Raw genomic sequence first — 23,326 nt, 5'->3', positions numbered from 1 at the left:
TGATTTAACGTGAAAGCGAGCCCGCATTGCGTTGTAAAAAAACATGGTAATTGGCATCAATCGTGGTTCTGACACTCCCTGAACCACCACCGCCATGCCTGATTTCATAGGTCAGAGCCATAACTCCTGACCCGGCAGGGACATTGAGTGATAAGGCTCTCACTTGCGCGGTACCAACCCCATTCATGCGCCATACTTCCGCACCGTTAAACAGGATGCGCATGTACGTATCGCCTCCACCACTGCTGGCAGATAAACCCATCACGATCGCATAAATGCTACCGGAGCTGATAAGAGCCACTTTGGTGGGAAAAACCTGCTGTCGGACACTGAACAACGTGCCAGACATCGACTTCCCGATACCACCAGACTCATCACGCGTTTCGTTCTGGCCAATGATAAAATCACCGATATCACCTTCAATCTTCCCAGCGTAGACTGTCCCCTGGAACCAGCCGTCAGTGGCGTAAACCGTGCCACGAACAGTGACGTTATTAAACGTAGCCCAGCCATCCTTCACTATCGCCCAGCCCTGTGCCCCGCCAGAAGAATCCCAGTTATAGGACTTAATGACGTTGCCGATTTTGGCGTCTGAAATGCTTCCGTTCTGAATGAAGGCATCCCGGATAAACAACTGCCCACCTGTTGCAGCAAACACGATGTCCTGCCCACCACTGGAAGGGTTGTAAACCGCGAAGGTATCAGCCGAAACGAGGAAGTTTGACGAACCGGTTGCATCGATGCCCAGCTGGATACCCGCAATACGTTTCACACCGTTGGCTTCCGTCTGGACTTTCACACCCCACTGCGCACTCAGTTTGCCATTGATATCCGCAACAGCCTGACTGGTTGTCTGCACATTGGCATTGGTCTTTCCGATAGACGCGGTGACCTGTTCAATGCTTGTCGCTGTTGAGCTGGACAGATCCGATACAGCCTTATCAATACGCGTAATGGCTGCGGTGTTGACTTCCCCGTTATGCTCTACCGTGGCTTTGAGTGTGGTGACCTGCTCGGCGAGTGCACTATTCGCATCAGCAGCTGTCTTCCGGACATCATTAATTTCAGCCAGCGTTTTCGTTTCACCATCGGCGAAGGTCACTCGCTGAACGGAGAAAGATGTGAAGGCAGCCAGTGCGTTGGTAACATTGGCAACAATGCCACTTTCCCCACTCGCCGTGTTGCCGTCCACATCAAGCTTTAACGTATCAATGCGACGACCAAGCGCGCTGTCTGCATCCGTTCTGGCCGTCGTTTCGGTACTGAGATCTGAGGTATTTTTATCAGTAGTAGCCTTAACGGCATTGAGTGCTGTGGTCTGTGCGTGGTCATTGTCAGTGACTGCTTTGGTGATCACTGTAATATCGGCGGTGTTCTTGCCAACAGAAGTCTGCAGCCCCGACAGTGTGCTGGCCTGCGCACTTTGCTCTGTCGTTAGCGTCCCCAGTTCCTGCGTAACGGAAGCATGGTTGCTGTTCACCGTTGATTCGAGCTTTTTACGCTCAGTAACTTCAGCTTCCTGCGCGGTAATGCGAGCCTGACGCTCGGTGTACAGCAGGCCCGATGCCAGTTTTGACGGATCATCGCCGGTATAACCACCGCGAACCTGTGTGGCCAGCGTTTCACGCGCCGTGGCTTCAGCCTGATCACCCGTCACCCGTGCTGTCGATTCCTGTTGCAACGCCGCCATGCCCGCGCCCGGAGTCGGACGCCCCACCGCAATCCAGTCTGCCTCAATGTAATCCGTTGGACTCGGTGCCACGCTGGAAACAATGCGGAACTGTTTAACATCCGTACCCCACGCAATATCAGCGATTTCAACAGTCGAAATTCCGCCCGAATCAAATACCGGCGGTGCAATATCAACATGATGCGGGAAGCCCGTTTCGGCGCCCTCACGCCATTCAAGTTTGAAGGTTGCACTCGTCTGGTTTCCGGTTTTACGGATCCGCAATTTCACAAAGCGATAAGAGCTACCACTGACTGCGACTGCCGGGGAAACCAGCGCTGTATCGGTACTTTTGATCCAGCCATTGTTAAACACCGGGTCGGTACCTGCTCCCGTTTTCCAGCCGTCAGCGTTAGTATCGAAATACCAGATTTTCAGTGGGTCAAACTGCGAACCGGTCCCCGCTGAAACCTGAGCGATTTGTTGTGCCAGAGAATCGGTACTGGTCTGAATCGACTGATTGACGTTGCTGATGTCCGCAACGCGTTCATTCTTCTCAGTGAGCAATGCCTGTCCACGTGCGGTAGCCTCATCCGAAATGGCTTTGGTACGGTCAGTAACTTCCTGCGCCAGACCTGCTTTTGTGGTGGCTGACTCAGTAGTCACAGCATCGATATCGTCCTGTGCCGTCTGAACATCCCCGCTCAGATCAGTGATTTCTTTAACGAGGTTTTTGTACGAATCGGTTTGCTGCAATTGGTTGTCGATATCAACCAGGTAATCGCCCGCCTCAGAAGAAGAACTACCGGCGATCCACGTCGTCCATGCAGACTGGTTACCAATGCGGTCTGTCAGTCTTGCGCGGTACCAGAATCCCTGTCCGGCTTTCAGCCCCATCTGGGTATACATATGCTGCGGGTACGGCACATCCGTGAGCAGCATCGGGCTAACGCCCGTTGCGGTCGTCGAATACTGAACCTCAGTTTGCAGCGTATCGGCGGTATCAGCCGGAAAATCCCAGTCAATCTGCACACCCCATAACAGCGGCGAGGTGCGGAAATTCTGTGGCATAGGAGGCTGTCCAACCTTGCCCGTCAGTTCAATTTCAAGTGATGAAGTCCACACAGAGGAAATGTCACTGGAATTGATAGCGCGGATCCTGGCGGTATAGCGCCCGGCATAGATACCCTGCACTTCAAACCCCAGTGAACTGGTACGCGGTGCATTCACCCAGTCGCCGTTATCTTTGCGCCATTCACATTCATACGCGATGGCGTTCGGTACCGAATCCCATGTCACCCGCATCGTTTCGACACTAATGTTCTGAACGACCCGGCTGTAACTGGAAATGGCTACGCTTGCGGGCGGTGCCTGCACGCCAGGCGGAATTGCAGATATCGGGCGCTCGTCTAACCGCGCTCCTGTATCAATTGCGGCATATTTATCCGGGTTGTGGTTAATGGCCGCGATGGTAAACGTGCCGTCGTCATTGTCAGTAATACCGGTGACTCGATACTGCTGAACAAATAAATCATCGGCATCCACAGACCACACCGCCTGCACTTCCGGTGTTTCGCTGTATGCCGTGGTCACAGTAATGACTTTGTTATTAACAGACTGAACCGTACGCGCCTGGGAGATGCCTGAAGGCAGGTTAATCAACAGACGGTTACCGGCTATCACATCCGCAACGCGATCGAGAGTAATGACGCGCCCATTCACCGCACTGATACGCCCACCCATCACTTTCCCGGACAGACTCTGATCAGCCACGCCGATGATATGTCCCGGCAAGGGAAGCATCCCCTCCAGCCCTGTGGAGAAGGTCACCAGACGGTCTTTCGCATTAGTCAGTAAAGCCCAGCGGCCACGGCGATTTGCTTCGGTGCGGCGCACACACCCAATGGCGGTAATTTCCGTCTGCCGTACACCATAACGGCGCACCAGATCCTGCTCAACGACCGCTTCCACTTCATCGGCATAATGATTATCGGGATTCGACCAGGACACCATGGCAGTGGAGTAGCGATTACGTTCGCTGCCACCGGCATAGACAAACTTACCGCCGATGACATTGGCACGCGTAAACACATAGGTCATATCACGGGGCTGGTCAGCCAGGGCGAAAAGCTGATTGTTTGCCCAGTACGTCATCCCTCTGAAAATACTGGCCAGATCGCGCAGCACATTGAAGGCTTCATTCTGGCTCTGAATGTATACATCGCAGAGGAAACGTGGTTCGGTACCACTGCCACCAAGACCGTCGGGAACAAGCTGATCGCAATACTGCGCAATGCGGTACAGCTCCCATTTATCGATCTGCGTGGCATCCAGTCTGTCACCCAGACCAAAGCGGGGATTCAGAACCGTATCGTAAAACACCCAGGCAGGATTGTTGGAATATGCCCATTTGAACGCGCCATCCCAGGTACCACTGTAAGTACGCTGAACCGGATCGTAAGTCGTCGGTACGCGAATCAGTCGACCAGGTGCTTTAACGCTGATTTGTGGAATGTTGCTGAACTGTTTTGCATCAAAAGTGACGAACAAAAGCTCGGTATTCGGGTAGCGCAGTTTGGCATCGATGACTTCTGAGTACGCTTCAATATTGGTGGCATCAGCCACGCGGTTAGAGACGGAGTCAGCGGTGATACGCGTGACGCGAACCTGCCAGCCAGTCGTGGACTTTGGCAGGTCAATGCGGTGAGAACGCTCATACAGCGACGTGGTCTTGCCATCGAACGCACCATTCACAACGATCTGGTATGCGCCGCCATCGGTGGCCAGCTCAATTTTGTACTCAACCCGTGAGCCGACCACGTCACCATTGTCTTTCTGTTTTTGCAGTGCAGGTAGCCCCAGGCGAATACGCAACGCGGAGAGCTGGATGTTGCTGATGGCGCGGGTCCATGGCTGGGATTGTTTCAGCGGCGTGTTGATCGAGATTTCATTTTCAACCGATGGAATACCCTGAATATATTCCTGCGCCTGGGTACCGGAACGGTATTCCCATGTCACCCCCGGAAAGTTTAGGGTGCCGTCCTGTGCACGAACGGGAGTGCCATCAAGATAGATATCTTTATCGGTAAGCCCACCAGCACACTCCCCTTCACTTAACGCCAGAAGGATTTTTGCCGTTGCGACGGAGTGAAGCGAGTCAGGCGACTCTTTTGGTGACGACGCGTTATTGCCACCACCTTTGCGTCCCTGGATATTTGCCATATTGCGCCCACAAAAAAGGGCCGCCTGAGCGCCCCTGTAGAGAAAGGAGAGTGTTACTGATAATCGTCGGTGTAAATCCCGGCAGAGATAATGGCCCCGCCACGTTCACGAAGACCATATGCCACGCCAATTGGATTCCCCATGGCGACGGTGTTAACCGGACCACCGAAAGCATACGACGGCATATTGTCCGGATCCTGACGTGAAGCGAGCCCTTTTGCCTGTGGTGAAAGCATCTGCACTACACCACCGATCATCATGGCTGCACCGAATTTAATCATCCCTGAAGCAGCGACACCTCCCACTCCCGTCCAACCGGCCACAACACCAACAACAATGCCAGCCACAACCATCACAGCCCCGAGAATAGTCTGGAGCACGCCAGCTCGTTTACTCCCGGCAATCACCGGAACAATACGGATAACGTCATCACCGCTGTTATGCTTCAGCTCTTCTTTCGTAATGTTGTGCTTACCTTTGAAAACGGCAAAGCGAAGCCCTTTGAGATGAGCGTTTTGCATGAACGCTTCAAATCCGGGAATCGTGACTGACAAAGCACGGCACGCTTCTGCTGGCGTATCGATAACCAACCGGTGTTTGCGACCAAACATCGCTGCCAGACTTCCGCTAAGCAAGATAGTTTTATACTGATTCATGGTAAATCCTTATGCCGGACAATCAGAGCAGTGCGCTCTCGCCAGTAACCACCGTAGGGAGTTTTACAGGACAGTTGCCCGTAGAGATGATGAAGAAGCTGGTTATTTTCAAGGAGAATACCGGCATGATTGACTACCGGTGCGGAAACTTGCATCAACACCATGTCGCCTTGCCGGGGTGTATCAACTTCGCGAAAGCCTTCGGCGTACCAGTTATCGAGATAAAGATTTTCGTCTCCAGACTCCCACCAGGGTCGGTCTACGCTGTAATTTCTAAGTTCAATACCTTGCTGTTTGTGCCAGTCCATAATCAGTGACCAGCAATCAGCATGACCCAGAACGAAACCGCGGCCTTCAAGTTGTCGCTCACCACGTGGGTATATAGTGCGGATATCCCCTTCCGGCCATGAAGCAATAATCCACGGGATACCATGTGCATCACACTGCAGCATATCCAGTTCGCTTGGTTGTGTTGTTGCACCATCCCCCGGATGACTGTGCACAATGGCAGTGATGGTTCCCCTATCTTCTGCCGCCACGTAGTCCTCCGGACAGAGCTCAAATTGTTCAGTGGGTACCGCGGTGATGTTCCTGCAGGGAACGTAGCGCTCCACCCGCCCCTTCTGAATAACCAGACCACAGCATTCCTGCGGATACTCGATGGCAGCGTGGGAGAGAATGTCATTCAGCGTTTTATCAAGCATGGTTACCTCCGTAACAGGCTGGCACCAGGAAAGCCGCCAAAGTCGAGTGGATTGTCAGCCCCGAACCGTTTTTTACAATCGACCATCAAACCAGAACACTTATCCTGAGATGGGTCAGACACTGCGTTACCTTTGAGATCAAACATCGCAGAACCGTTGTAAGAACAACCATCACCGGAGCGATATTTATTGCGGCACGCCCATGTGCAAATTGCTGTGATTTGTCTTGTTGGGATCAGTAGCCCCTGCAAATCCATCGGGCTGGACAATCGAAACTCAACAATCTCATCATCTTCACTGGTCTTGGAATCGATATACCAGGTCTGCTTTTTCACCTGTTGCGGATCAGCGGTCGCGTTACCGTTCGGGAAGTTTTTCGCATCAAGATAATGAGTGAAAGTATCAAGAACGGTGACTTTAGCCTGCGCCATATCATCAAATCGCAGACACAAAGCAGTCACCACACCATCAAGGTTTGCTACTTTCAGCGAGGGCTCTGCCGTTTGTCCGTCACTGGAGGATTCCAGGCCTGTGATTTCGAAAGGCCAGGCGCTAAATTCCTGACCGCCGAACCAGACGGATTTCGCAGGTAGTTTGTTTTCATCACCACCAGCTGCATCAATTTCAGCAGGGGTGTGAGGAATTGTGTTGGCGTGAAAATAAAGATGGCCCGAACCAAAGGTCGAGCCATCAATTTCAACCAGGCGTATTTTATTGCCGGGTTCAAGTTTCTGAACGTCATTATTAATCATGGTGCAAATGCCTGTTCAAACGTCGCAGTCACGATTAGCAAAGTTTTTCCTTTCACGGCTCTCTTTAATGAATCAGCTGCGACCCGATAAAGCCCCTTCTCTCCATAGGGTGGAGTGAAAATAAAAGCCTTTGTTTTATGTCGTGAAAGGAAGTTATAGATTTCCATCGCTCGCATTGAAGGACCGGTGAAAGAATATGGGAATGATAATTGCGAAGGATTCAGTCCATCGCCCGTTACCTGCTCATAGCCATCGCCAAATTGCGCTTTGCGGATTCTGTCTTTTACGTCGAGAGTTGGTTGTGTGGCTGTCTGAATTGGCCAGTTGAAAGTTTCGACTGTCATAACCCCTCATAGATAAAGAAAATCAAACCTGTAAGAAGTTCTAAATCAAAAAAGCCCCAATCAGGGCTTTTTCATTTATTAATTTATTTGGAGCAATCTATATTGTCCTGCCGTTCCTAACTCCGTTTGGTATTCCCTGTATTTACCATCTGCATTCAACGTTAAAGATTTTTTCCACGCAGTAAGTGCGCATGAAAATCTAACTGATATGTCATGTTCACCCCGAGTTAAGTAAAAATCTATATATTGGTTTTGCTGAAGACCAGCAACTTCAATATCGTCTACCTTTAAAACAAGAGGACAATCCTCACCTAATCCAGAACCAGTAAGCTGTTTGATTCTATGAACGCGGATATGTGTGGAATCATCCGTTTGTTTAGTGAACGAATGATTATAAATTGTAGAGGTTGGAACAAACGGCCTATCAGCGCAGCCGGTTAAGCCAATTACAATACAGGCAATTAATAAGCGCTTCATTATCATCCCTTTGAGCGTTATGATTTTGCACATACTAACCAGGGGTGAAATAAAAGTAACTATCGCTTCTGATTCGCACTCCATATAATCCCGCCAGGCCGCAATGCCTTCCGGATACCTTCCTGAATGCTGGAATCAATCGTCTGCTGATATGCCCTACCTACAGCATCATCGCTACCTGTTGTTTGTGACGTTGATTTATCACCCTGGACATACACATTGCTTTCAATATGAATCCCACCACCAGAAGAACCAGCGACGACACCCAATTTACCATTAGCTCCACGACGTAAAGGTAATATGGCCTCTGGACCCGCCTCACCCATAACGCCTGCGCCTTTTGCAAAAGCAAATAATGTGGGTTTACTGACGACCTTGCCACTGTATGCGCTGAGGCTGGCAGAGTTATAAACGCCCCCGTTTGCATTGGCTTCTAATCCAAAAAGAGAGTTCACGCCGCTTACCAGCGATTGCTTGATAAGGATCTGCGTCAACATACTCAGGATAGATTTGGTGAAATCAGCAAAATTCGACTTACTGCTCATCAGCATGTCTGACAGCCCTTTACCAAGACCATCGAATGTTGCAGTGGCAACTGATTGCATTTGTCCGTATGCATTACCCGCCGAATCAACGTAATCAGCCCAGGCGGTTTTCCCGCCCGCTACCCAATCATTGCGCAGCTTATCCTGCTCACCGTAATAGCCTCTTAGCGCCACCAGCTCATTCTGGTAACCTTGATCACCTTCAGCACCACCGGCATTTTTCCAGCCCTGCAACAGTTGCGCTTCCTCCAGGCGTCGCTGGATGGCACGACTGTTCTGCCCAGCGCTTTCAGATAACGCTTTGGTCTTTTCTCCCATCTGTGTGACATATTTCTGCGATGCATCCTGGAGGCGGTTAAGTCGTTCCTGAATAACAATCTGGTCGCCCAGGCGCGCGTTTATCTCAGCCTGTGCCAGCACCTTGTCTTTATTGGCCAACAGCGATTTTTCATCATCGCTGAGCGTGCGGGTACGGGATGCCTGTTCAAGAATGGTGAATTTGGCCTGCTGCTTCCAGAGCTCCTGGCGCTGCTGACTGATTTTGTCGTTAATACCAGAATGCTGGCTGAGCACCTCAAGCTGGGTCTGGAGCTCAAGGGTCTGAGCGTTAGTGCTATCCGTCAGTTTTGTGCCGCCAGGCGTACGTGTTTTCGTCGGCTTCTTTAACGAATCCTCATACTCTTTTTTGGCGGCAGCCATGTTGACGTTGTAGTCAGCCTGAACAATACGCCCTTCTTTAAGTGCCTTGTTCAGTTCGTTCTGGCGTGCGGTGTACTTCTCAATCGCAGACTGTGATTTGGTGTAATTCGCCTGCGCCTGCTGCGCGTATTTCAGTTTGTCGGCTTCTGCGTTCGCTTCACGCTTTGCATTTTCCAGACCCAACTGGGAATTACGGGCTTGTTGTTGCGCCATATCCAGCGCCACGCGAGCCTGCTCTCTGTCAGTCCAGTAACTCGCCCGGGCATCATCTTTAACAAATGGGTCGTTCTTACGCAGGCTCCAGATTTTGTCTGCTTTATCGAAAGCATCCTGCGCTTTCTTCAGCATCTGCTCGGAGGTATCCGGACGCCCGATATCCAGCGCCGCATCCCACATCGATTTGAATGCTTTAGATAATGAGTCAGCCGCGGATTCAATTGTGCCCATGTTGTCGCGGATAGACTTACTCTGCTCGTTAAAACCGGCAGTAGCTACCTCATTTGCCGCCTGTAACGCACCCGCGGCATCACCTGAACGCTGGAGTGCGGCAACATGCGCAACCTGTTCAGCGGTGACATTATGGAATTGCTGCGCCATGGCCAGCAGACCCGAAGCGGGATCATTTGCCAGTTTACCGAAGGCTTCAGCCACCTTCTCAACCGGTAATCCGGAAGCGCTGGTAAATTTCGCGACGGAAACCGCCAGATCTTCAAAGTTTGCCCCGGCCCGCACACCCGAATTGACCAGGGCGGTTAATGCCTCGCTTGTCTGGTTGAAGGTCAGACCCGACTTTTCACCCGCTTCGGCAATACTCTGCATACGAAGCGCGGTTAATCCTGCTGTGTTCCCCGACAGCACCAGTGTTTTATTGAAATTAGAAAGGGTGGCAGAACCCTGATAAAACGAATATGCCAGCGTGCCCGTTGCGGCAGCCAGCGCGCCAATTCCCAGAGCAGCCGGAGAGATGGTACTCAGCAAAGCTGAAAACATCGGCCTGATACCGCCGAACATGTCTTTCACCTGCCCGCCCTGCTGGAGCAGGATCAGCCAGGGACTTTGTCCACCTGCCAGCTGCGTGGCCACGTCGGTAAACTGTGCAGGTAGCATCCGCATGGCGTTGCTGTACTGCCCCACAGACAGGCCTGCTTTTTTCGCTGCAACTTCCTGTTTAGAAAATGACTGTTGCACCTGAAGCGCAGCATCATTCGCCGCCTTACCGGTTCCACCAAACGACTTTTTGACCCGTTCAACCTGTTCCTGGAATTTTGCCGCATCCAGATTAAGGTCGACGACCAGATCACCCACTGCCTGGGCCATAGCGCATACCTCCTAAACTTTCAGCGAGTGACATCATGGTGTCGTCATCCATCTCACCAGGTGCTTGCATATCAACAGGCAGATCGAGAAGACTAAAATCACGAGGGGTAACATCGATGTCTTTGCAGAGCATTGACACGACAAGATGACTCAGACGAGAAAAGTGGGTATCGAGCTGATCAGTTTGAAAATACTGATGGCTGTAAAAGTTGCCCCACTCTGCAAACTCAGAAGATGACATGCCGGCGAGCATGTTGCGCCAGTCAGGACGGTTAAACTCCCTCGCCAGCTTCATAACGAAATTCAGCTCACCGGCGTAGGCTTTTCCGCTGTAATGTCTTCCTGCTCCGCCTGATTATCATCAGTAACGGGTACCGGGTCTGGCGGGAGCATATCGGATAGCTTTTTGACCATAAATTCAGCCGCACCAATCATTTCTGGTGACCAGCCAGACATCACCTGCTGATGTAAGGTTTCGACACCAGGACCGGCAATGTCAGCCTGCCAGAGAGACATGGCGACCAGCCGAGCCCCGGCGTGAATATTTCGCGCCACCAGCAAATGATAATGTTCTGCTTCATCAACATTATCAGGCAGGTCTTTATTCAGTTCGGCGAAGTATTTCAGGTGCTCAATTCGCTGCAACGCGGACAGTTCGTAGAGCGTGACGGTATGGCCATTAAATTCAAACGGCGCAGATTTCAGAAACATGAGTGACTCCGGGAAACAGGGGCCGCAGCCCCTTTCATCAGGAAATGGTGACTTTGTCGATACCCACGAACAGGCCGTCGTTCGTCATCACAATGATTTCAGCCGCACCGGTTGCCTTACCCGTGATGCTCAGCACGTTGCCGTTAACCGTGACAGTTGCTTTGGTTGGGTCAGAGCTGGATACACGGAAGGTTTTATCGGTGGCCCCCACAGGGTTGACGGTGACGTTAACAGTATCTTTCGCACCCACGGCAATCGTGGACGTGGTTTTATCAAGGGTTACCCCCGTGACGGCGACAACCGGCGCACGGGTTTCTTCCGCGAGTGACGGTTTACCGTTGTTGCTGATTTTCACCGAGCGGGTGATCACTTCTTTTGCCGGGATGGTTTTACCCAGGCTACTTACCCACCCTTTGAACACATCGACAGTGCCGTTCGGGTACTTAATTTTGTATGCGCGGACATCACCGGCGTAGAACCAGTCCACCAGACTCTGTTGGCCAGACTCGCCTGGCTTCCAGGCCAGGGTAAAGCTCGCTTCACCGGCAGACTTTTCCCCCTGCGCGGTGTTCGACCAGTCCGCATTCGGATCATCAAGGTAAGTATCATCATAAGATTCAGCGGTTAACTCACCGGGCGTCAGCTCTTTAACTTTTGCCGTTCGGGTCCAGTCAGTATCAGATGTTGGGTTCGCATAAGCATCACCGCTGCCGGTGTACATCCAGAGTGTGGTACCGGCACCTTTTACGGGCTCAAGCGGATTCGGGGTAGGCATAAATTCCTCACATTATGTAAGAGAGTGAATATTTCATATCAGCAGAGCCCCACGTCGCCATTTCATCATCGCGCTGGTAGTCGTAGCCCTGCGGTGACATGGTTTCAACAAGGTCACTCAGGCCGGGGATGCTTTCTAAGTTGGGATAAATGCGACTTTCCATCCACTCATCCAGAGCAGAGTCTGTCTCGGTGGCTTTCAGGAAAACTTCGACATGCAGAATGGCACTCCACATATCCTCATCAATGGAATCTTCCGTTGATTGCGCATCCGTTAAGTAAACGGCCAGCGCGGGGAGGTCTTCTGGATCGAGAACGGCAGGTCGGCCATCGAACCAGGTGACGGGCTCGATAATTCCGTTTTTTAGCGCAGCGAGTATCGCCGAGCGGATTTGCGGATGTTTCATTTAATCAGTACCAGTCGGAGTTGATTGCGAAGCGTGGCACCCAGTTCTTTTGGCAGGTCCGTTTCCAGCAGCCTGGTGCTCTGCGCCTTAAAGGCGGTGGTCAGTGGCTCAGCCAGCGGAATACTGACCACTTTCAGTGGATAGCGCGCCGCCGTTGTTCGTTGCAGAACATGCCAGCGACCGTTACTTAACTGCTGGATGAATGCCCCCGGGAAACGGAAGCGCCCCACCCGTAACTCGCTACGCACTCCGTGTTTATCCCGCTTACGCCGGGACAAGCGAACACTGGCCGGACCTAACTTGATGGCGGGCAGGTTTCCGCGGTTCACCCTGATGGTGGCCTGCGGTTTCCTCACCGTCGCTTTTTTAAGTCTGGCTCGTTGGTTCACCAGCTTTCGCTGTACTTTTGTGTCCTTCGCCACCTCACGGGTACTACGACTGATGGCGCGAGTAGCAATACGGTTGATGGCCTGTGAGGATGCGCGGGGAACGGCGGTTTTACTGATGCTGTCGAGATTGGCAATGGCCTGCTCCAGTCCTTTGATGGACATGCTGCCTCCTACTCAATCCAGATTTGAGGTTTCCCGTTAAAGAGCTGCTGGCGAGTGACTTTATAGGTCTTTTCTCGCCAGATGACTTCGTCACCTTTTCGGGGTTTCAGCGTGGTGGAGAACACCACCAGCGACAGGCCATCACCAATCAACGGTCCCATTTCGGCGACAAACTGACTTTCTACAGCACTGGAAGATTCACCGTTTATCAGAACCGGCTCCCCCATTACGGTCACTGTCGCCGCATCCATCCGCGCCGCAAACCGGGCAAAAGGGCTAGCCATTCAGACGAACGGCAACCGTAGTGGTATTTGCCGCTGCCGCCTCCCAGGCTTTTCCGGCCGGAGTCGCGCCCGTTGCATCAATCTGGATTTTTCCGTCTTTAATGTTGAGCGCTTTTCCCTGGGGAATGTTGTCGGCAGCCAGTTTCGGCAATACGACCACACCGCTGGTAATCCCCTCGCCATATCCTCCTGCAGGAATATCGGCAATCGCCACGGCCAGCACATCGCCGACAGGCACGGGAGTACCACTGAGAATGGCATCAGTTCCCGTATTTTTAAGGGTGATAGTATGACCATCCTGGAGATAATTTTTCATCGGTAAGCTCCATGGCCCCCGGCAGGGAGCCATATTTCAGACATAAAAAAAGCCCTTTCGGGCCACTGGAGGGAGGTATTGATTACTTACCGGTGGATTTCACCAGACCACGATAATCCAGTGGCGCCACACCTGCATCGATGCGCACTTTCGTCGCGATACCGTCAGTGGTGAAACCTTCCTGCTGGTCGATGTATGGCGCATCCACACCATTCAGATACGCCACCTCGATGGTGTCAGTACCCTGTGCAGCGGCCAGATACCACGCAGCCGCATCAGCATCATCCAGACGCGGCTCGGCAATAACCTCAGCAAAGTTCTGGATCGGGTTAATCACACCGGCATTCACATCAGCACCTTTCACGCTGGCTGATTTAATGGTTTGGTTTGCGAGTGTTTCCAGCGCCACTGGCACCAGAACGTAAGCCGGACGAATATTAAGTGCACGCTTGCCTTCTTTCTGCAGGCGCATCAATTTACGCCCCTCATCAAGAGATGCAGTCGAGATAGCGCCACTAGAAAGGTTGCTGTGGTCAGCATGGAATAGCCCTTTACCATCGGACAGTTTGCCATTTGCCGTCAGTGTGGCGTAAACCAGATCCCCGATAGTAGCCTTGGCTGCGCGACCCATCTTCATCGGCACATCGGTCAGCTGATTCAGATCGTCGTTAATAATGGCCTGGCGGGTCACAGAGAAGATTTCACCATAAGTGGCCAGCGCGATGGTTTCGCCTTTATCGCCTGTGGTGATGTATTTGTACTCTGCACCTTCACGCACCTGGCGCAGAGACGGGAAACCGCCCATGCCGACGCGGTGAGCCGTTTTAAAGTCAGAGAGCTGGCCTTTTTTGGTCCACTGCTCGAAGGTTTCTGCCGCTTCATCCCAACCCTGCAACAGCGCTTTGTTTGCCACATCCAGCAGGATATTGCCAAAATCAGAAGTGCTGTGGGTCAGTGCAAAGCCAACCATTTGCATCGGGTTATAGGACGCCACGCCAAAACCACGCTCAGTCAGTGACATACGGGCCAACTCACGCAGCGTTGTACCGTTGTAGACGTTATCACGCTGCATGTCTTCGTAACCTGCTCGCGCCATCAGTGCCTGGCGAATACCATCACCAACGAAGTTACCGTTACCGGCGTAAACATGCGCCTGCGTTTGAGTCTGGGTGGTTTTGTTGGAAGGTGTTGCGCTCTTACCCAGTTCAGCCAGCAGCTTATCTTTGGCTTGAGCAATGGAGCATTCAACATCAGAAACACACTGCTCCTGTAGCTCCTGGTGTTTGCCGCCAAACATAGCGAACAAATCCTTAATTCCGTTTACGCGGGCTTTCTGCTCCGCCAGCACCTGCTGGCGAATTTCAGTTGCGTTAGTGTTTTCTGGCGCCGTAGTTGTCTGCGCAGGGGTAGTTTGCTGTGGTTCACGCGCTGCAGTGTTGCGTGGAGGGGTGATCATGTTGCGAATTGTGCGTGGCATCTTCTCGAATTCCTCAATACGTTTTGACTGGATACAGGCCATAGCCTGAAGGGATGGAGTAACTTCGTCGGCAAAACCCAGAGCCAGACATTCAGCACCGGATAGCCATGTTTCGTCCTCCAGCATGGCGGCAATCTCTTCCTGAGACTTTCCGGTTTTAGCCATGTATGCCGGGATAAGTACGCCTTCGAGCTTATCCAGCAAATCGGCGTAATCGCGCATGTCATTCGCGTCACCACCGGTGAAGCCCCAGGGCTTGTGAATCATCATCATGGTGTTTTCCGGCATGATAACCGGATTACCCACCATGGCGATGACCGATGCCATCGATGCAGCCAGACCGTCGATATAGGCGGTAATCGATGCGCCGTGGTGTTTCAGGGCATTAAAAATGGCGATGCCATCAAAGACATCACCACCCGGGGAGTTAATGTGAAGGTTGATATGGGTGATATCACCCAGTGCTTTGAGGTTGGCCACAAACTGCTTTGCCGTCACACCCCAGTAACCAATTTCATCGTAGATATAGATGTCGGCTTCGCTTTCATTGCTGGCCTGCATCCGGAACCAGCTATTTTTTGCGCTGGCTTTCGGGCGGTTCATTACCCGGTTTTTCTTCCTGGCCACTGGTGGCTCCTTTGTCATTAGCCGGGTCGGTATCGAATACCAGCCCCTGTTTGCGGTTTTCATCGACTTCCGCTTTACGGCGTCGTTTCACATCATCCGGGTTAGCGCCTCGAGCACGCACCCATTCGCTTTCTGTTGCAGCGCCACCCCGCAGCAGGATCCGCCAGGCGTTCGCTTCTTTTACCGGATCAATCCACGGCATCACCGGACCGGAGAATACTGCGCTGTAGAGCGATTCTTTATCCACACCAGCCGGAACGGTGATTTGTCCGGAGGCAATGGCCATACTCAGCCAGGCGCGGTACATGGGACGGGTCACAGCGGCAATGAAGGCATCCTGGAGAATGAAATAGCCTTCGGTTGACTCCACCAGCTCCTGCCGTTGCGCGCTGTAGGTACCGTCATAATTACGGGCGATGCTGGAAAAGCTACCGCGTGAGCCTGCGGCGACAGCTCGCAACTGACCATTGCGGAAGGTTTCGAGGTTGGGGTTCGGGCGATCAGATTTAATCATCCCGATATCTTCACCGGGGCGCAGATCGTCAAACAGCATGCCCGGTTCAATGTTCAGTTCTCTTTCACCACCAGCACCATCTTCCGGATAAGACTGCCCATCCCCTTTTTTGATGAACATACCCAACGCCGCAGCAATACGAGCAGCCGTCAACTCTGCATCTTCGTACTCTTTGAGCGCGGAAAGACGCATCAGTACACCTGCAAGTAATGAATTCCCACGGATCTGGTGAAGACGACGCATGAATTTCAGGTGGAGCATACTGTCTGCGCCAATATCTTTGGTGTCACCCAGCTTCATGCCTTCTGCTGGGAGGTTTTTGAACACCATATATTTGGTTGGTCGCCCCCAGTTATTGAGGTAGACGCCCTGACATAGTTTGTTAGCCGGGTCGCTACGATCCATCGGCACAAAATCAGGCTCCAGCGCTTCCAGCCAGAAAGGTATACCCGCAACCGGGCTTAATCCGGTTCCGGTACCGCTAACCAGTTGGGCAAAGACTTCCCCGTCGCGCAACCAGGTTCGCGCCATCAGTCGCTCGAGTACGGGGCGTGTAAATTGCCCGGTAACATCGGGTGAAACTGACCATTCTGCCCATCTGGTACGAATATCTGTGGCAAGTGTTGTGGCCAGGCCTCCGCTTTTAAGTAACGGCTGAGGTTCAACAATGATCCCTTTCGCCCCGACAATGCGCTCTTCAAGTTTATCCAGCAGGCCAATGACTAAATCGTGATTGCAGTCGAGCCAGCGCGCTTGTTCTCGCAGCGAGCGACCACCAAACTGAGTCAGTTGATTGGCAGAACGGTTTTCACGCTTCGCTTTGTGCGTTCGGGTAGGTAGTACCGCCTCGTAAGCCCGGATCATCATGCGGGATTTGAGTCTTTCGGCTTTCCAGCCAGGAGAGAACAAACCAATCAGATTGTCGAGCGAACTCATCGTGGGAACCTCGCCAGTTTGAACCCACTACGACCACCACTGGTCGCGTTAGCCATAGAAAGCTTACGCTCCCACTCCTGGCGACCCTTACGAATCTCGCTGAGGTTCTCCATAGTCATCTGCTGACCATTGAAGATGATGGATTTCCCCTGAAGGATTGCCATCTCTGCTTCGGTGTAGCGTCGGATCATGTCCTGAATATCATTAAGCGTCACACCCAGCCTCCTGAATTAGATGGTGCCCACGCCGATTCACGGGCAGGTTTCGTTGTCTTTGTTGCAGATACTGCCGGTAGCGGTTTCGCAGTTGATGCCACAACTGGCGCATCCGTTGCGGACTCATCCACAAGATAGGTTTCACGACGCGCCCACTCTGGCGCATCAGGCCATTTAATCTTTTCGTAGCCATGCAAAATGACCAGAGCGTGCGCATACACCATAAGGTCAAATGCTTCGTTAGCGCCCTTACCGGGCTTTTCCCACTTCCCATCAACTGAGCGCTCCTCATAGGTCAGTTCGTCGTAGAACCAGCTGCCCAGCCAGTCCGGAAAATGCACATAGTTCGGCCCCGGCACATCACGCCATAGCGCGTTGTTGATCCGGTCCTTAAGAGCATTGGTCTGAAGAAGATAGAGAGGAACATCACCCGCCACTCGCGCACGTCGGGCAGAACGGTTCGTGTTATCCGGTAAGGTTTCAGTGATCAGTTTGGCGCGAGCTTTGCCATCCCCTTTGAATAAGCGGACTTTCCGTTGTAACCCATCACGGCGACAACGCCGCCAGAATGCATAGGCATTATCGGTAACCCCATCCTCACCACCAGAGTCCACTGCCATGGCCATCAGGCTCATACGCTTGCCGGGTTCGCCATCGAGCGCCCAGGTTTTGTCGAGGACATCGGTACGCAGTAAATCCCAATCTTCGGGATAGCTGCCCGGGTCAATGTGGTGACTTTCACCCTCAGCATTGCAGCGTATGGATTGGGTGATGTTGTAGCGATCAACAATCCAGCGTTCACCCTGGGCACCATAACCCACCACCTGAACGACAAACCGGCGGTTCTTCCCGCCCTGCACATCGACGGTCGCCACCAGAAATTGCACGCCAGCCGGTACTCTTCGTTTCTCAACAGTCTCCGCACGCAGCTGAAGTTCTTCACCTTTGCGCTGCTCGATGCTGGATCGCGGCAGATAAGGTAATCCCCAGTCGGTATTGATAACCGTCTTGAGTGTTTCTTCGCTGCCGTTGACTTCATATTCCTGCTCAGCCGTCAGCAGCTTATAAACCAGTTGCTGCCAGCTCTGATAAGCAGCGGCCGGACCTTCCATCCAGAAAGAAGCGATACGAGAACGACGGGCTTCACCCGTAATGTTGCCATCACGGTCAATTTGTTGACCTTCACGCAACCAGATACCTTTCATGTTCAGGCTGCGTTTCATATCGGCGGTTATCACACCGGCGCACGACGGGCAGATAATATGAGCAGCTTCGCTTGCCTTTACCGGGTCGCTGATTTCGCGATACCCGGTCATAGCTTTCATCTCTGGCTGGAAATGTTCACCACAGTGCGGGCACGGCCAGTACCAACGACGGCGATCACCTCGGTTATACAGAGATAAAATTCCGGTCGTTGGGGGCGCTTCATGCTCTGAGCTGCGACGCCATTTGGTATCGCGGATATCACGCCCAGGAGAGCTTTCCACCAGCGTCATACCGGAAGACATAAAAGTGGTTGTACGTTTCGATGCCAGGGAAAAGGCATCGCCCTCCCCGTCTATATCTTCGGGGAAGCGGTCATAGTCCGTCAGTGCCACGCATTTGTAGTCTGATGAGGACATGATGTTGACGGATGGCCAGCCTATCTTGAGGTAGTTACCTGCACGAAATGTCCGGTCGTAAACGTTGTTGTCGTTACGTCTTGGGCTGAGTCGTTTTGCTACCTGCGGGCTACAGCGAAAAGTACGGTCGAGACGCTTTTTGGAGTGCTCACGCGCCTTTTCTTCCGTCATCTGGATAATCAGCATGTCGGACGGATCACAGACGACGTTATAAACCACCCAGCCATCAATCAGGCCAATCGTCTTACCGGTACGCGCAGGTCCGACAAAGACCACCGCGTCATACTCACGCGATGCCAGGCAGTTCATTGGCTCGATAACGTACGGGGCCAAATTCGGGTCCCATGGGACTGAGTTTCCTGCCCCCATCGGGACACGCATGTATTCACTGACCGCATCGGCCACCAGCATGCGGCTTGGGGCACGAAGTATTCCAGGCACATCCCTGCGGATGCCCCGGGCAGATGCCCGCTTCGCCATCAGTCCTCCTCTGGCTCTTCCTCCTCCGGTTCAGCGTCCAGAACGCGCTGGGCGATCTGGTCACGCAAATCATCAATCACACTTTGCACCCTGCTCACCGCGACAGGAGTCAGTGCGCAGTCACGCTCAAGGATATCCGGCAGTGTTTCGAGAACCTGCACCACAGCTTTCGCCATGACAGAAAATTCGCGCGCCACTTCATCCGCCGGTATCAACTGACCGGTGTCCTGCTCGAACTTGAGGCGCTCGTTCTCGGCTTTCCAGTGCGAAAGCCTGTCGGATGGCTGCATATCTTCAGTGGATACGGAAACGCTCGGGATCATCAGCTCAGTTAACACATCAGTGATGAGATAGAGCTTCAGTTTGCTGTTGCTGCCGGGAGCCGGAGGGACGTTTTTAAGACGGGCGGCGACGGTCTGGCGATGAACACCAGTAATCCCGGCGAGTTGATTGATGTTGAGTTTCTGGGTAGCTACTTCCTGGTCCATGATGGTGAACACTTTTTAAACGTTTCGACATCTTTGTAATTTGCTATTTAAATAAAACAGCAACTTACGCACATGATGATGATGACCCTAGATCATGAAAACTAGCCGCTTTCCGCGTGCCCGCCGCCTCGTGGCAGGCCGGATCGCCGGGAGTACCTTTTCAAATGAGAATGAGTATCAATTGATTGATTTCAAGGCTGACGGGTCAAAATCCGAGACGCACACGCCCTTCTGCTTCGCCTGCATTGGTAGTGATCCACGCAGTACCAGCCACTGCATGCGCGACGTTGCTGCCGTCTTTATCCTTCGCAGTGAGCTCACCATCAGCAGTCAGCCACAGGCGTGCTCCTCGCTGCCACGTCTCTGCTGCGACTTTCGGAAGAACGAAGACACCCGTCATCATCAACTCACCGTCAGCATCAACAGGGATGTCGTGTTGTGCGATACCTGTAACCGCACCGACGCTTACAGCCTGACCGGTTACAACAGCCTTACTGGTACCGTTCTTCCAGTCCATGGTATTGCCGTCCTGATAGTAGTTCTTTGCCATTGAATTGCCCTTAAGAGATGGATGGCTGCCCATAAAAGGCAGAAACAAAAAAGCCACCAGCAAATGCCAGTGGCTCGATTGGATAATAGCGATGGGATAGTACTAGTTATGGCGATTAGAACCGCCATCAAAAGGTTAAAAAAACTTACACCTTAATCGGACCATACATGCCGGTATTGATAATGGCATTCCATACCGTTTTCATCGCTTGCCCAGTATCCTGGTCTACCGATAAGGAAGAACGAGCACCATGCGGTCGACCTAAAAAATATGGTCTCATCGTCTCCCAAGTTTCAGCTAACTGTGCATCTCTCCACTGAGGAATCTCTTCCTCTAACATTAAAGCCACAGCTAATGATTTAGGAATGGTTTTATCCAGGTTCAACGGGCGACCCCAATCACAGGTGACTAAAATTGGGGTTGCGAGCGGATGATAAAGAACAGCATCAATTTCAGCTGCAGTAATGCTTGCGGCATGATGTTCTGGTCGATTGCTAACTGATGCTATTACCTCTTTTCCGCCATCGTATGGACAAGTGATGAAGGCGTTCGCAAATAACACTGTGTGATCTAAACCTTTATACCCATTTTCAGGGCAAGGTCTCGTCAATGGCCAACCTTGTTTGTTGGAGGTTGTTACCAAAGGGTGCCAAGAAGGATAAGAGTCAATCACCGGACCATATTTTTCGCAAATATCCATCAAAACATTTTTCGCTTTCTCTCTTACTTCTTTAGTTCCCTCTTTCGGAAGTAGTCGACTTAAAGCGTATTCAAAATTTTCTTGTGCGGACTCATATGATCGGAAGGCCATGCTATCACTCCACTAATTTTCAGTGGACACATAATCACACTATCGCGCACAAAAATCAATTTCGTGCGCAAAATTAAATTTAACGCATGTTTTAATCTTTAAGTACGTAATCCATTATCAAGCCCACCCGCAGATGAGCTTTGTAATGGCGTCTGCATACATACAGGGCACATTCTCTCGATTCCGATACATCTGAATGCATGTGCTCAAATGGTTGCGGACTTAACGGCTACACTAGATAACCTCAATTTTGGGGCTGTCTCCGTTAATCATTTAGGAGGTGCCATGTCCTTAGCTTTAGAACTAGCCATTATTTCAGTAATTTACCCTGTTACAGTTTTCATTCTGAGCCTGATTCACTTCCGGATAACCGGGCATCCTCTACCTTCCTGATGTCCGCCTTATCTCGGTTGCACATCCCCAGCGCAGCCAGCAGACTAACGTTTAAATCCAGACTGGCCCCATAAGTCAGCGGATCGGGAATAAACGGCTGTGGTGTTTCAGCTGTCAGGCTGGCTGGGATTTGTTGTTGTGGCACTGGTACGTACACTGTCCGCGTATTGCTGCAGCCGGTTAGCTGCACCAACAGGCACAGGCCGACTAGCGCAATCATCACCTGCAACAGCACTTTTGATGTCACTCGAGGCACTCTGAGACTCCAGTGCGATCTGGTTTTTAGCATGCTGATTGGTTCCCAGAACGATGTTAGTGATTGCGACGGTGCGAAGCATGTTGTCTGTAATAGCTCGGTTGCTGTCGTTCTCACCCTGCAGTGTGGTCAGGCTGGCGCTGACACGTGTATTTTCATTCCAGAGCCAGGCGAACGTTACCAGTGCGGCGATAGTCAGCCACCAGCGCCAGTGTGTTTTAAGCGAAAGCAGAAAGTAAGAAATCATGCTTCATTCACCGAACGGCTTCCGTTTAACACAGGAAGCGGTCGTGAATCCTTTGGCTCGTTCACTGGCCAGCGATAACCGGATACTCGCGAACGCTGAAATGCACGGATATTGATGGCATCGGACTGATTACCGCCCAGTACCATCAGGTCGCCGTTTTCACGCTGCCCGACGACAAATCCAACATGGCCGCCGCCGTCGCGACTGAATACCACAACACAACCGAAGGCTGGTTCGCGTAGCTCGGCACCCCAGTTGAGGTAGGACTTCGCAGACTCAAAGCGGGTTGATTTGATTCCGACTCGCTCGAGCATGGAACCGACATATGCTGCGCACCATGGCGTTTCATCATCTTTGATTCCGCTACGTTTAATGTCTTTCCAGAACTGGATAATGAGAGGGTTATGCCGAGGGCCTTTGATTTCTAACTGACCTATATACTTGCGTGCTTCCACCAGCCAGCGTGGTTCTTGCATAGCTAACTCCTTCTACCAGTAATATTCCCCCGCGAGTTCAACATCACCAGCAGGAGTATGAAGTTCACAATGACCTCGGAGCGGTCCACTACGGAGTAATTACCAATCCAGATGCGGATCGGAATTGAGATGAGAGCAATCATCGCCAGCCAGGCAACGAAGGAATAATGCGGTTTATGTCGGGAGTTGTTGCGCTGGTAAGAACCGATAACGATCACCGCTAACAGACCAATAATCGCATTGGCCTGAAGCCAGATATTTCCCCAGTCGATTGTCATTTCCCCTCCTCAGCAGCTGCTCGCTTCTCCAGCCGTGATTTGTACATGAGGACAAAAGTGATAATGACCGCAGCAGCCACCAGCGCGCCGATAGACTCAGGAACAGGGATAACTTCGGTACCAGGGGCAATCTTTCCCAGCATGGTATTCAGTGTGGCGTTGAGGATGGCGGTCATGTACTTCGCGCCAATCAGGCCAGACAGGAAAGAAGCCAGCCCGTAAAGCAACTTTTCCCACCAGTGCAGGTTTCGGGAAGTCAGTACATAAAGAGTGGCGCCAGCGAAAGCACCAAGTATCACCCCGGCATCAGTGTTAGCCCATAATCCGGCAAAAGTGACAGTAGTCACCGCAGCATGAGCTATTGCAGTGCCGGAGATAGGTTCTGCGGACATTAAGCCCCCCTCTTTTGCTGTTCATCCTCTCTGAATGAGGGGAATAAGAATGGGTGTGACTTCAACACCCTAATTGATGTTCGTTTATTGTACGAATATGTGATCTAGGTCATGCCATCTAAGAACAAAATATATA

At 52.0% G+C, this 23,326-nt stretch carries 25 protein-coding genes and 1 pseudogene; all 26 read right to left on the bottom strand.

All coding sequences use genetic code 11. The features are described from left to right. Positions 1 to 4 precede the first annotated feature (4 nt). Complete coding sequence (gene gpJ / locus RHD99_RS05555) at positions 5 to 4,891, bottom strand: TipJ family phage tail tip protein (protein WP_309877839.1); 4,887 nt, start codon at positions 4,889 to 4,891, stop codon at positions 5 to 7. 53 nt (positions 4,892 to 4,944) lie between these two features. After that, the gene (locus RHD99_RS05550; protein ID WP_309877838.1) at positions 4,945 to 5,547 is read right to left on the bottom strand and encodes a tail assembly protein; all 603 of its coding nucleotides are present in this window, start codon (positions 5,545 to 5,547) and stop codon (positions 4,945 to 4,947) included. Beyond that, positions 5,544 to 6,251 (bottom strand): C40 family peptidase, encoded by a 708-nt coding sequence (locus tag RHD99_RS05545; RefSeq protein WP_309877837.1) that lies wholly within the window; start codon positions 6,249 to 6,251, stop codon positions 5,544 to 5,546. Before RHD99_RS05545 ends, RHD99_RS05550 begins: the two co-directional genes overlap by 4 nt. A gap of 2 nt (positions 6,252 to 6,253) precedes the next feature. After that, the gene (locus tag RHD99_RS05540) at positions 6,254 to 7,003 is read right to left on the bottom strand and encodes a phage minor tail protein L (RefSeq protein ID WP_309877836.1); all 750 of its coding nucleotides are present in this window, start codon (positions 7,001 to 7,003) and stop codon (positions 6,254 to 6,256) included. Beyond that, complete coding sequence (locus RHD99_RS05535; protein WP_309877835.1) at positions 7,000 to 7,347, bottom strand: phage tail protein; 348 nt, start codon at positions 7,345 to 7,347, stop codon at positions 7,000 to 7,002. Before RHD99_RS05535 ends, RHD99_RS05540 begins: the two co-directional genes overlap by 4 nt. Positions 7,348 to 7,425: 78 nt before the next feature. Further along, positions 7,426 to 7,824: a hypothetical protein gene (locus tag RHD99_RS05530; protein WP_309877834.1), complete on the bottom strand. Its 399-nt coding sequence runs from the start codon at positions 7,822 to 7,824 to the stop codon at positions 7,426 to 7,428. A 59-nt stretch (positions 7,825 to 7,883) separates the two neighbouring features. After that, complete coding sequence (locus tag RHD99_RS05525; RefSeq protein ID WP_309877833.1) at positions 7,884 to 10,385, bottom strand: phage tail tape measure protein; 2,502 nt, start codon at positions 10,383 to 10,385, stop codon at positions 7,884 to 7,886. Further along, on the bottom strand, positions 10,366 to 10,680 hold the full coding sequence (locus RHD99_RS05520) for a phage tail assembly protein T (RefSeq protein WP_309877832.1): 315 nt from the start codon (positions 10,678 to 10,680) through the stop codon (positions 10,366 to 10,368). The genes RHD99_RS05525 and RHD99_RS05520 overlap by 20 nt, the downstream gene beginning before the upstream one ends. An 8-nt stretch (positions 10,681 to 10,688) precedes the next feature. After that, a complete protein-coding gene (gpG, locus tag RHD99_RS05515; RefSeq protein ID WP_309877830.1) occupies positions 10,689 to 11,096 on the bottom strand; it encodes a phage tail assembly chaperone G in 408 nt (135 codons plus the stop codon). A 37-nt stretch (positions 11,097 to 11,133) separates the two neighbouring features. Beyond that, the gene (locus RHD99_RS05510; RefSeq protein ID WP_309877828.1) at positions 11,134 to 11,871 is read right to left on the bottom strand and encodes a phage tail protein; all 738 of its coding nucleotides are present in this window, start codon (positions 11,869 to 11,871) and stop codon (positions 11,134 to 11,136) included. A 7-nt stretch (positions 11,872 to 11,878) separates the two neighbouring features. Then, complete coding sequence (locus RHD99_RS05505; protein ID WP_309877826.1) at positions 11,879 to 12,277, bottom strand: phage minor tail U family protein; 399 nt, start codon at positions 12,275 to 12,277, stop codon at positions 11,879 to 11,881. Further along, complete coding sequence (locus RHD99_RS05500) at positions 12,274 to 12,828, bottom strand: phage tail protein (RefSeq protein ID WP_309877825.1); 555 nt, start codon at positions 12,826 to 12,828, stop codon at positions 12,274 to 12,276. Before RHD99_RS05500 ends, RHD99_RS05505 begins: the two co-directional genes overlap by 4 nt. 8 nt (positions 12,829 to 12,836) lie before the next feature. Further along, positions 12,837 to 13,112 carry an ATP-binding protein gene (locus tag RHD99_RS05495; RefSeq protein ID WP_309877824.1) on the bottom strand — a complete coding sequence of 92 codons (276 nt, stop codon included), beginning with the start codon at positions 13,110 to 13,112 and terminating at the stop codon, positions 12,837 to 12,839. After that, positions 13,105 to 13,428 (bottom strand): DUF2190 family protein, encoded by a 324-nt coding sequence (locus RHD99_RS05490; protein ID WP_309877822.1) that lies wholly within the window; start codon positions 13,426 to 13,428, stop codon positions 13,105 to 13,107. The genes RHD99_RS05495 and RHD99_RS05490 overlap by 8 nt, the downstream gene beginning before the upstream one ends. Positions 13,429 to 13,510: 82 nt before the next feature. Further along, positions 13,511 to 15,508, bottom strand: a complete 1,998-nt coding sequence (locus tag RHD99_RS05485; RefSeq protein WP_309879081.1) for a ClpP-like prohead protease/major capsid protein fusion protein — start codon at positions 15,506 to 15,508, stop codon at positions 13,511 to 13,513. Beyond that, positions 15,477 to 16,982 carry a phage portal protein gene (locus RHD99_RS05480; RefSeq protein ID WP_309877821.1) on the bottom strand — a complete coding sequence of 502 codons (1,506 nt, stop codon included), beginning with the start codon at positions 16,980 to 16,982 and terminating at the stop codon, positions 15,477 to 15,479. The genes RHD99_RS05485 and RHD99_RS05480 overlap by 32 nt, the downstream gene beginning before the upstream one ends. Beyond that, entirely contained in the window at positions 16,979 to 17,197 is a 219-nt protein-coding gene (locus RHD99_RS05475; RefSeq protein WP_309877820.1) for a DUF6148 family protein, read from the bottom strand. Before RHD99_RS05475 ends, RHD99_RS05480 begins: the two co-directional genes overlap by 4 nt. Then, entirely contained in the window at positions 17,194 to 19,299 is a 2,106-nt protein-coding gene (locus tag RHD99_RS05470; protein ID WP_374708460.1) for a phage terminase large subunit family protein, read from the bottom strand. Before RHD99_RS05470 ends, RHD99_RS05475 begins: the two co-directional genes overlap by 4 nt. Beyond that, positions 19,299 to 19,787, bottom strand: a complete 489-nt coding sequence (locus RHD99_RS05465; protein ID WP_134183317.1) for a DUF1441 family protein — start codon at positions 19,785 to 19,787, stop codon at positions 19,299 to 19,301. The genes RHD99_RS05470 and RHD99_RS05465 overlap by 1 nt, the downstream gene beginning before the upstream one ends. 205 nt (positions 19,788 to 19,992) lie before the next feature. Then, positions 19,993 to 20,337, bottom strand: coding sequence for a DUF2190 family protein (locus RHD99_RS05460; protein ID WP_309877817.1), 345 nt, complete (start codon positions 20,335 to 20,337; stop codon positions 19,993 to 19,995). A gap of 145 nt (positions 20,338 to 20,482) precedes the next feature. Further along, positions 20,483 to 21,148 carry a hypothetical protein gene (locus RHD99_RS05455; protein ID WP_309877815.1) on the bottom strand — a complete coding sequence of 222 codons (666 nt, stop codon included), beginning with the start codon at positions 21,146 to 21,148 and terminating at the stop codon, positions 20,483 to 20,485. A 340-nt stretch (positions 21,149 to 21,488) separates the two neighbouring features. Then, positions 21,489 to 21,830: an Rz1-like lysis system protein LysC gene (gene lysC, locus RHD99_RS05450; RefSeq protein WP_374708459.1), complete on the bottom strand. Its 342-nt coding sequence runs from the start codon at positions 21,828 to 21,830 to the stop codon at positions 21,489 to 21,491. Further along, positions 21,769 to 22,044 (bottom strand): annotated as a pseudogene (locus tag RHD99_RS24090) (hypothetical protein); the annotation flags it as partial. The pseudogene RHD99_RS24090 and the gene lysC, both read right to left, overlap by 62 nt. Further along, the gene (locus tag RHD99_RS05440; protein WP_309877809.1) at positions 22,041 to 22,520 is read right to left on the bottom strand and encodes a TIGR02594 family protein; all 480 of its coding nucleotides are present in this window, start codon (positions 22,518 to 22,520) and stop codon (positions 22,041 to 22,043) included. The gene RHD99_RS05440 and the pseudogene RHD99_RS24090, both read right to left, overlap by 4 nt. A 2-nt stretch (positions 22,521 to 22,522) precedes the next feature. Continuing rightward, positions 22,523 to 22,798 (bottom strand): phage holin family protein, encoded by a 276-nt coding sequence (locus RHD99_RS05435; protein WP_309877806.1) that lies wholly within the window; start codon positions 22,796 to 22,798, stop codon positions 22,523 to 22,525. Then, positions 22,795 to 23,190, bottom strand: coding sequence for a putative holin (locus RHD99_RS05430; protein ID WP_309877803.1), 396 nt, complete (start codon positions 23,188 to 23,190; stop codon positions 22,795 to 22,797). The genes RHD99_RS05435 and RHD99_RS05430 overlap by 4 nt, the downstream gene beginning before the upstream one ends. Positions 23,191 to 23,326 lie beyond the last annotated feature (136 nt).

Origin of the sequence: Buttiauxella selenatireducens (assembly GCF_031432975.1) — a bacterium.
GTDB classification, from domain to species: Bacteria; Pseudomonadota; Gammaproteobacteria; order Enterobacterales; family Enterobacteriaceae; genus Buttiauxella; species Buttiauxella selenatireducens.
This window is presented reverse-complemented; position numbering and strand designations above follow the sequence as displayed.

Bases quoted from the DNA above. Each gene is read 5' to 3' on its own strand.
- RHD99_RS05505 (WP_309877826.1), bottom strand. From the start codon at position 12,277: ATGAAACATCCGCAAATCCGCTCGGCGATACTCGCTGCGCTAAAAAAC.
- RHD99_RS05455 (WP_309877815.1), bottom strand. From the start codon at position 21,148: ATGGCCTTCCGATCATATGAGTCCGCACAAGAAAATTTTGAATACGCT.
- RHD99_RS05470 (WP_374708460.1), bottom strand. From the start codon at position 19,299: ATGGCGAAGCGGGCATCTGCCCGGGGCATCCGCAGGGATGTGCCTGGA.
- RHD99_RS05500 (WP_309877825.1), bottom strand. From the start codon at position 12,828: ATGTCCATCAAAGGACTGGAGCAGGCCATTGCCAATCTCGACAGCATC.
- RHD99_RS05525 (WP_309877833.1), bottom strand. From the start codon at position 10,385: ATGGCCCAGGCAGTGGGTGATCTGGTCGTCGACCTTAATCTGGATGCG.
- RHD99_RS05480 (WP_309877821.1), bottom strand. From the start codon at position 16,982: ATGAGTTCGCTCGACAATCTGATTGGTTTGTTCTCTCCTGGCTGGAAA.
- RHD99_RS05440 (WP_309877809.1), bottom strand. From the start codon at position 22,520: ATGCAAGAACCACGCTGGCTGGTGGAAGCACGCAAGTATATAGGTCAG.
- lysC (WP_374708459.1), bottom strand. From the start codon at position 21,830: ATGCTAAAAACCAGATCGCACTGGAGTCTCAGAGTGCCTCGAGTGACA.
- RHD99_RS05485 (WP_309879081.1), bottom strand. From the start codon at position 15,508: ATGAACCGCCCGAAAGCCAGCGCAAAAAATAGCTGGTTCCGGATGCAG.
- RHD99_RS05545 (WP_309877837.1), bottom strand. From the start codon at position 6,251: ATGCTTGATAAAACGCTGAATGACATTCTCTCCCACGCTGCCATCGAG.
- RHD99_RS05550 (WP_309877838.1), bottom strand. From the start codon at position 5,547: ATGAATCAGTATAAAACTATCTTGCTTAGCGGAAGTCTGGCAGCGATG.
- RHD99_RS05540 (WP_309877836.1), bottom strand. From the start codon at position 7,003: ATGATTAATAATGACGTTCAGAAACTTGAACCCGGCAATAAAATACGC.
- RHD99_RS05510 (WP_309877828.1), bottom strand. From the start codon at position 11,871: ATGCCTACCCCGAATCCGCTTGAGCCCGTAAAAGGTGCCGGTACCACA.
- gpG (WP_309877830.1), bottom strand. From the start codon at position 11,096: ATGTTTCTGAAATCTGCGCCGTTTGAATTTAATGGCCATACCGTCACG.
- gpJ (WP_309877839.1), bottom strand. From the start codon at position 4,891: ATGGCAAATATCCAGGGACGCAAAGGTGGTGGCAATAACGCGTCGTCA.
- RHD99_RS05530 (WP_309877834.1), bottom strand. From the start codon at position 7,824: ATGAAGCGCTTATTAATTGCCTGTATTGTAATTGGCTTAACCGGCTGC.
- RHD99_RS05520 (WP_309877832.1), bottom strand. From the start codon at position 10,680: ATGAAGCTGGCGAGGGAGTTTAACCGTCCTGACTGGCGCAACATGCTC.
- RHD99_RS05535 (WP_309877835.1), bottom strand. From the start codon at position 7,347: ATGACAGTCGAAACTTTCAACTGGCCAATTCAGACAGCCACACAACCA.
- RHD99_RS05435 (WP_309877806.1), bottom strand. From the start codon at position 22,798: ATGACAATCGACTGGGGAAATATCTGGCTTCAGGCCAATGCGATTATT.
- RHD99_RS05465 (WP_134183317.1), bottom strand. From the start codon at position 19,787: ATGGACCAGGAAGTAGCTACCCAGAAACTCAACATCAATCAACTCGCC.
- RHD99_RS05490 (WP_309877822.1), bottom strand. From the start codon at position 13,428: ATGAAAAATTATCTCCAGGATGGTCATACTATCACCCTTAAAAATACG.
- RHD99_RS05430 (WP_309877803.1), bottom strand. From the start codon at position 23,190: ATGTCCGCAGAACCTATCTCCGGCACTGCAATAGCTCATGCTGCGGTG.
- RHD99_RS05460 (WP_309877817.1), bottom strand. From the start codon at position 20,337: ATGGCAAAGAACTACTATCAGGACGGCAATACCATGGACTGGAAGAAC.
- RHD99_RS05495 (WP_309877824.1), bottom strand. From the start codon at position 13,112: ATGGCTAGCCCTTTTGCCCGGTTTGCGGCGCGGATGGATGCGGCGACA.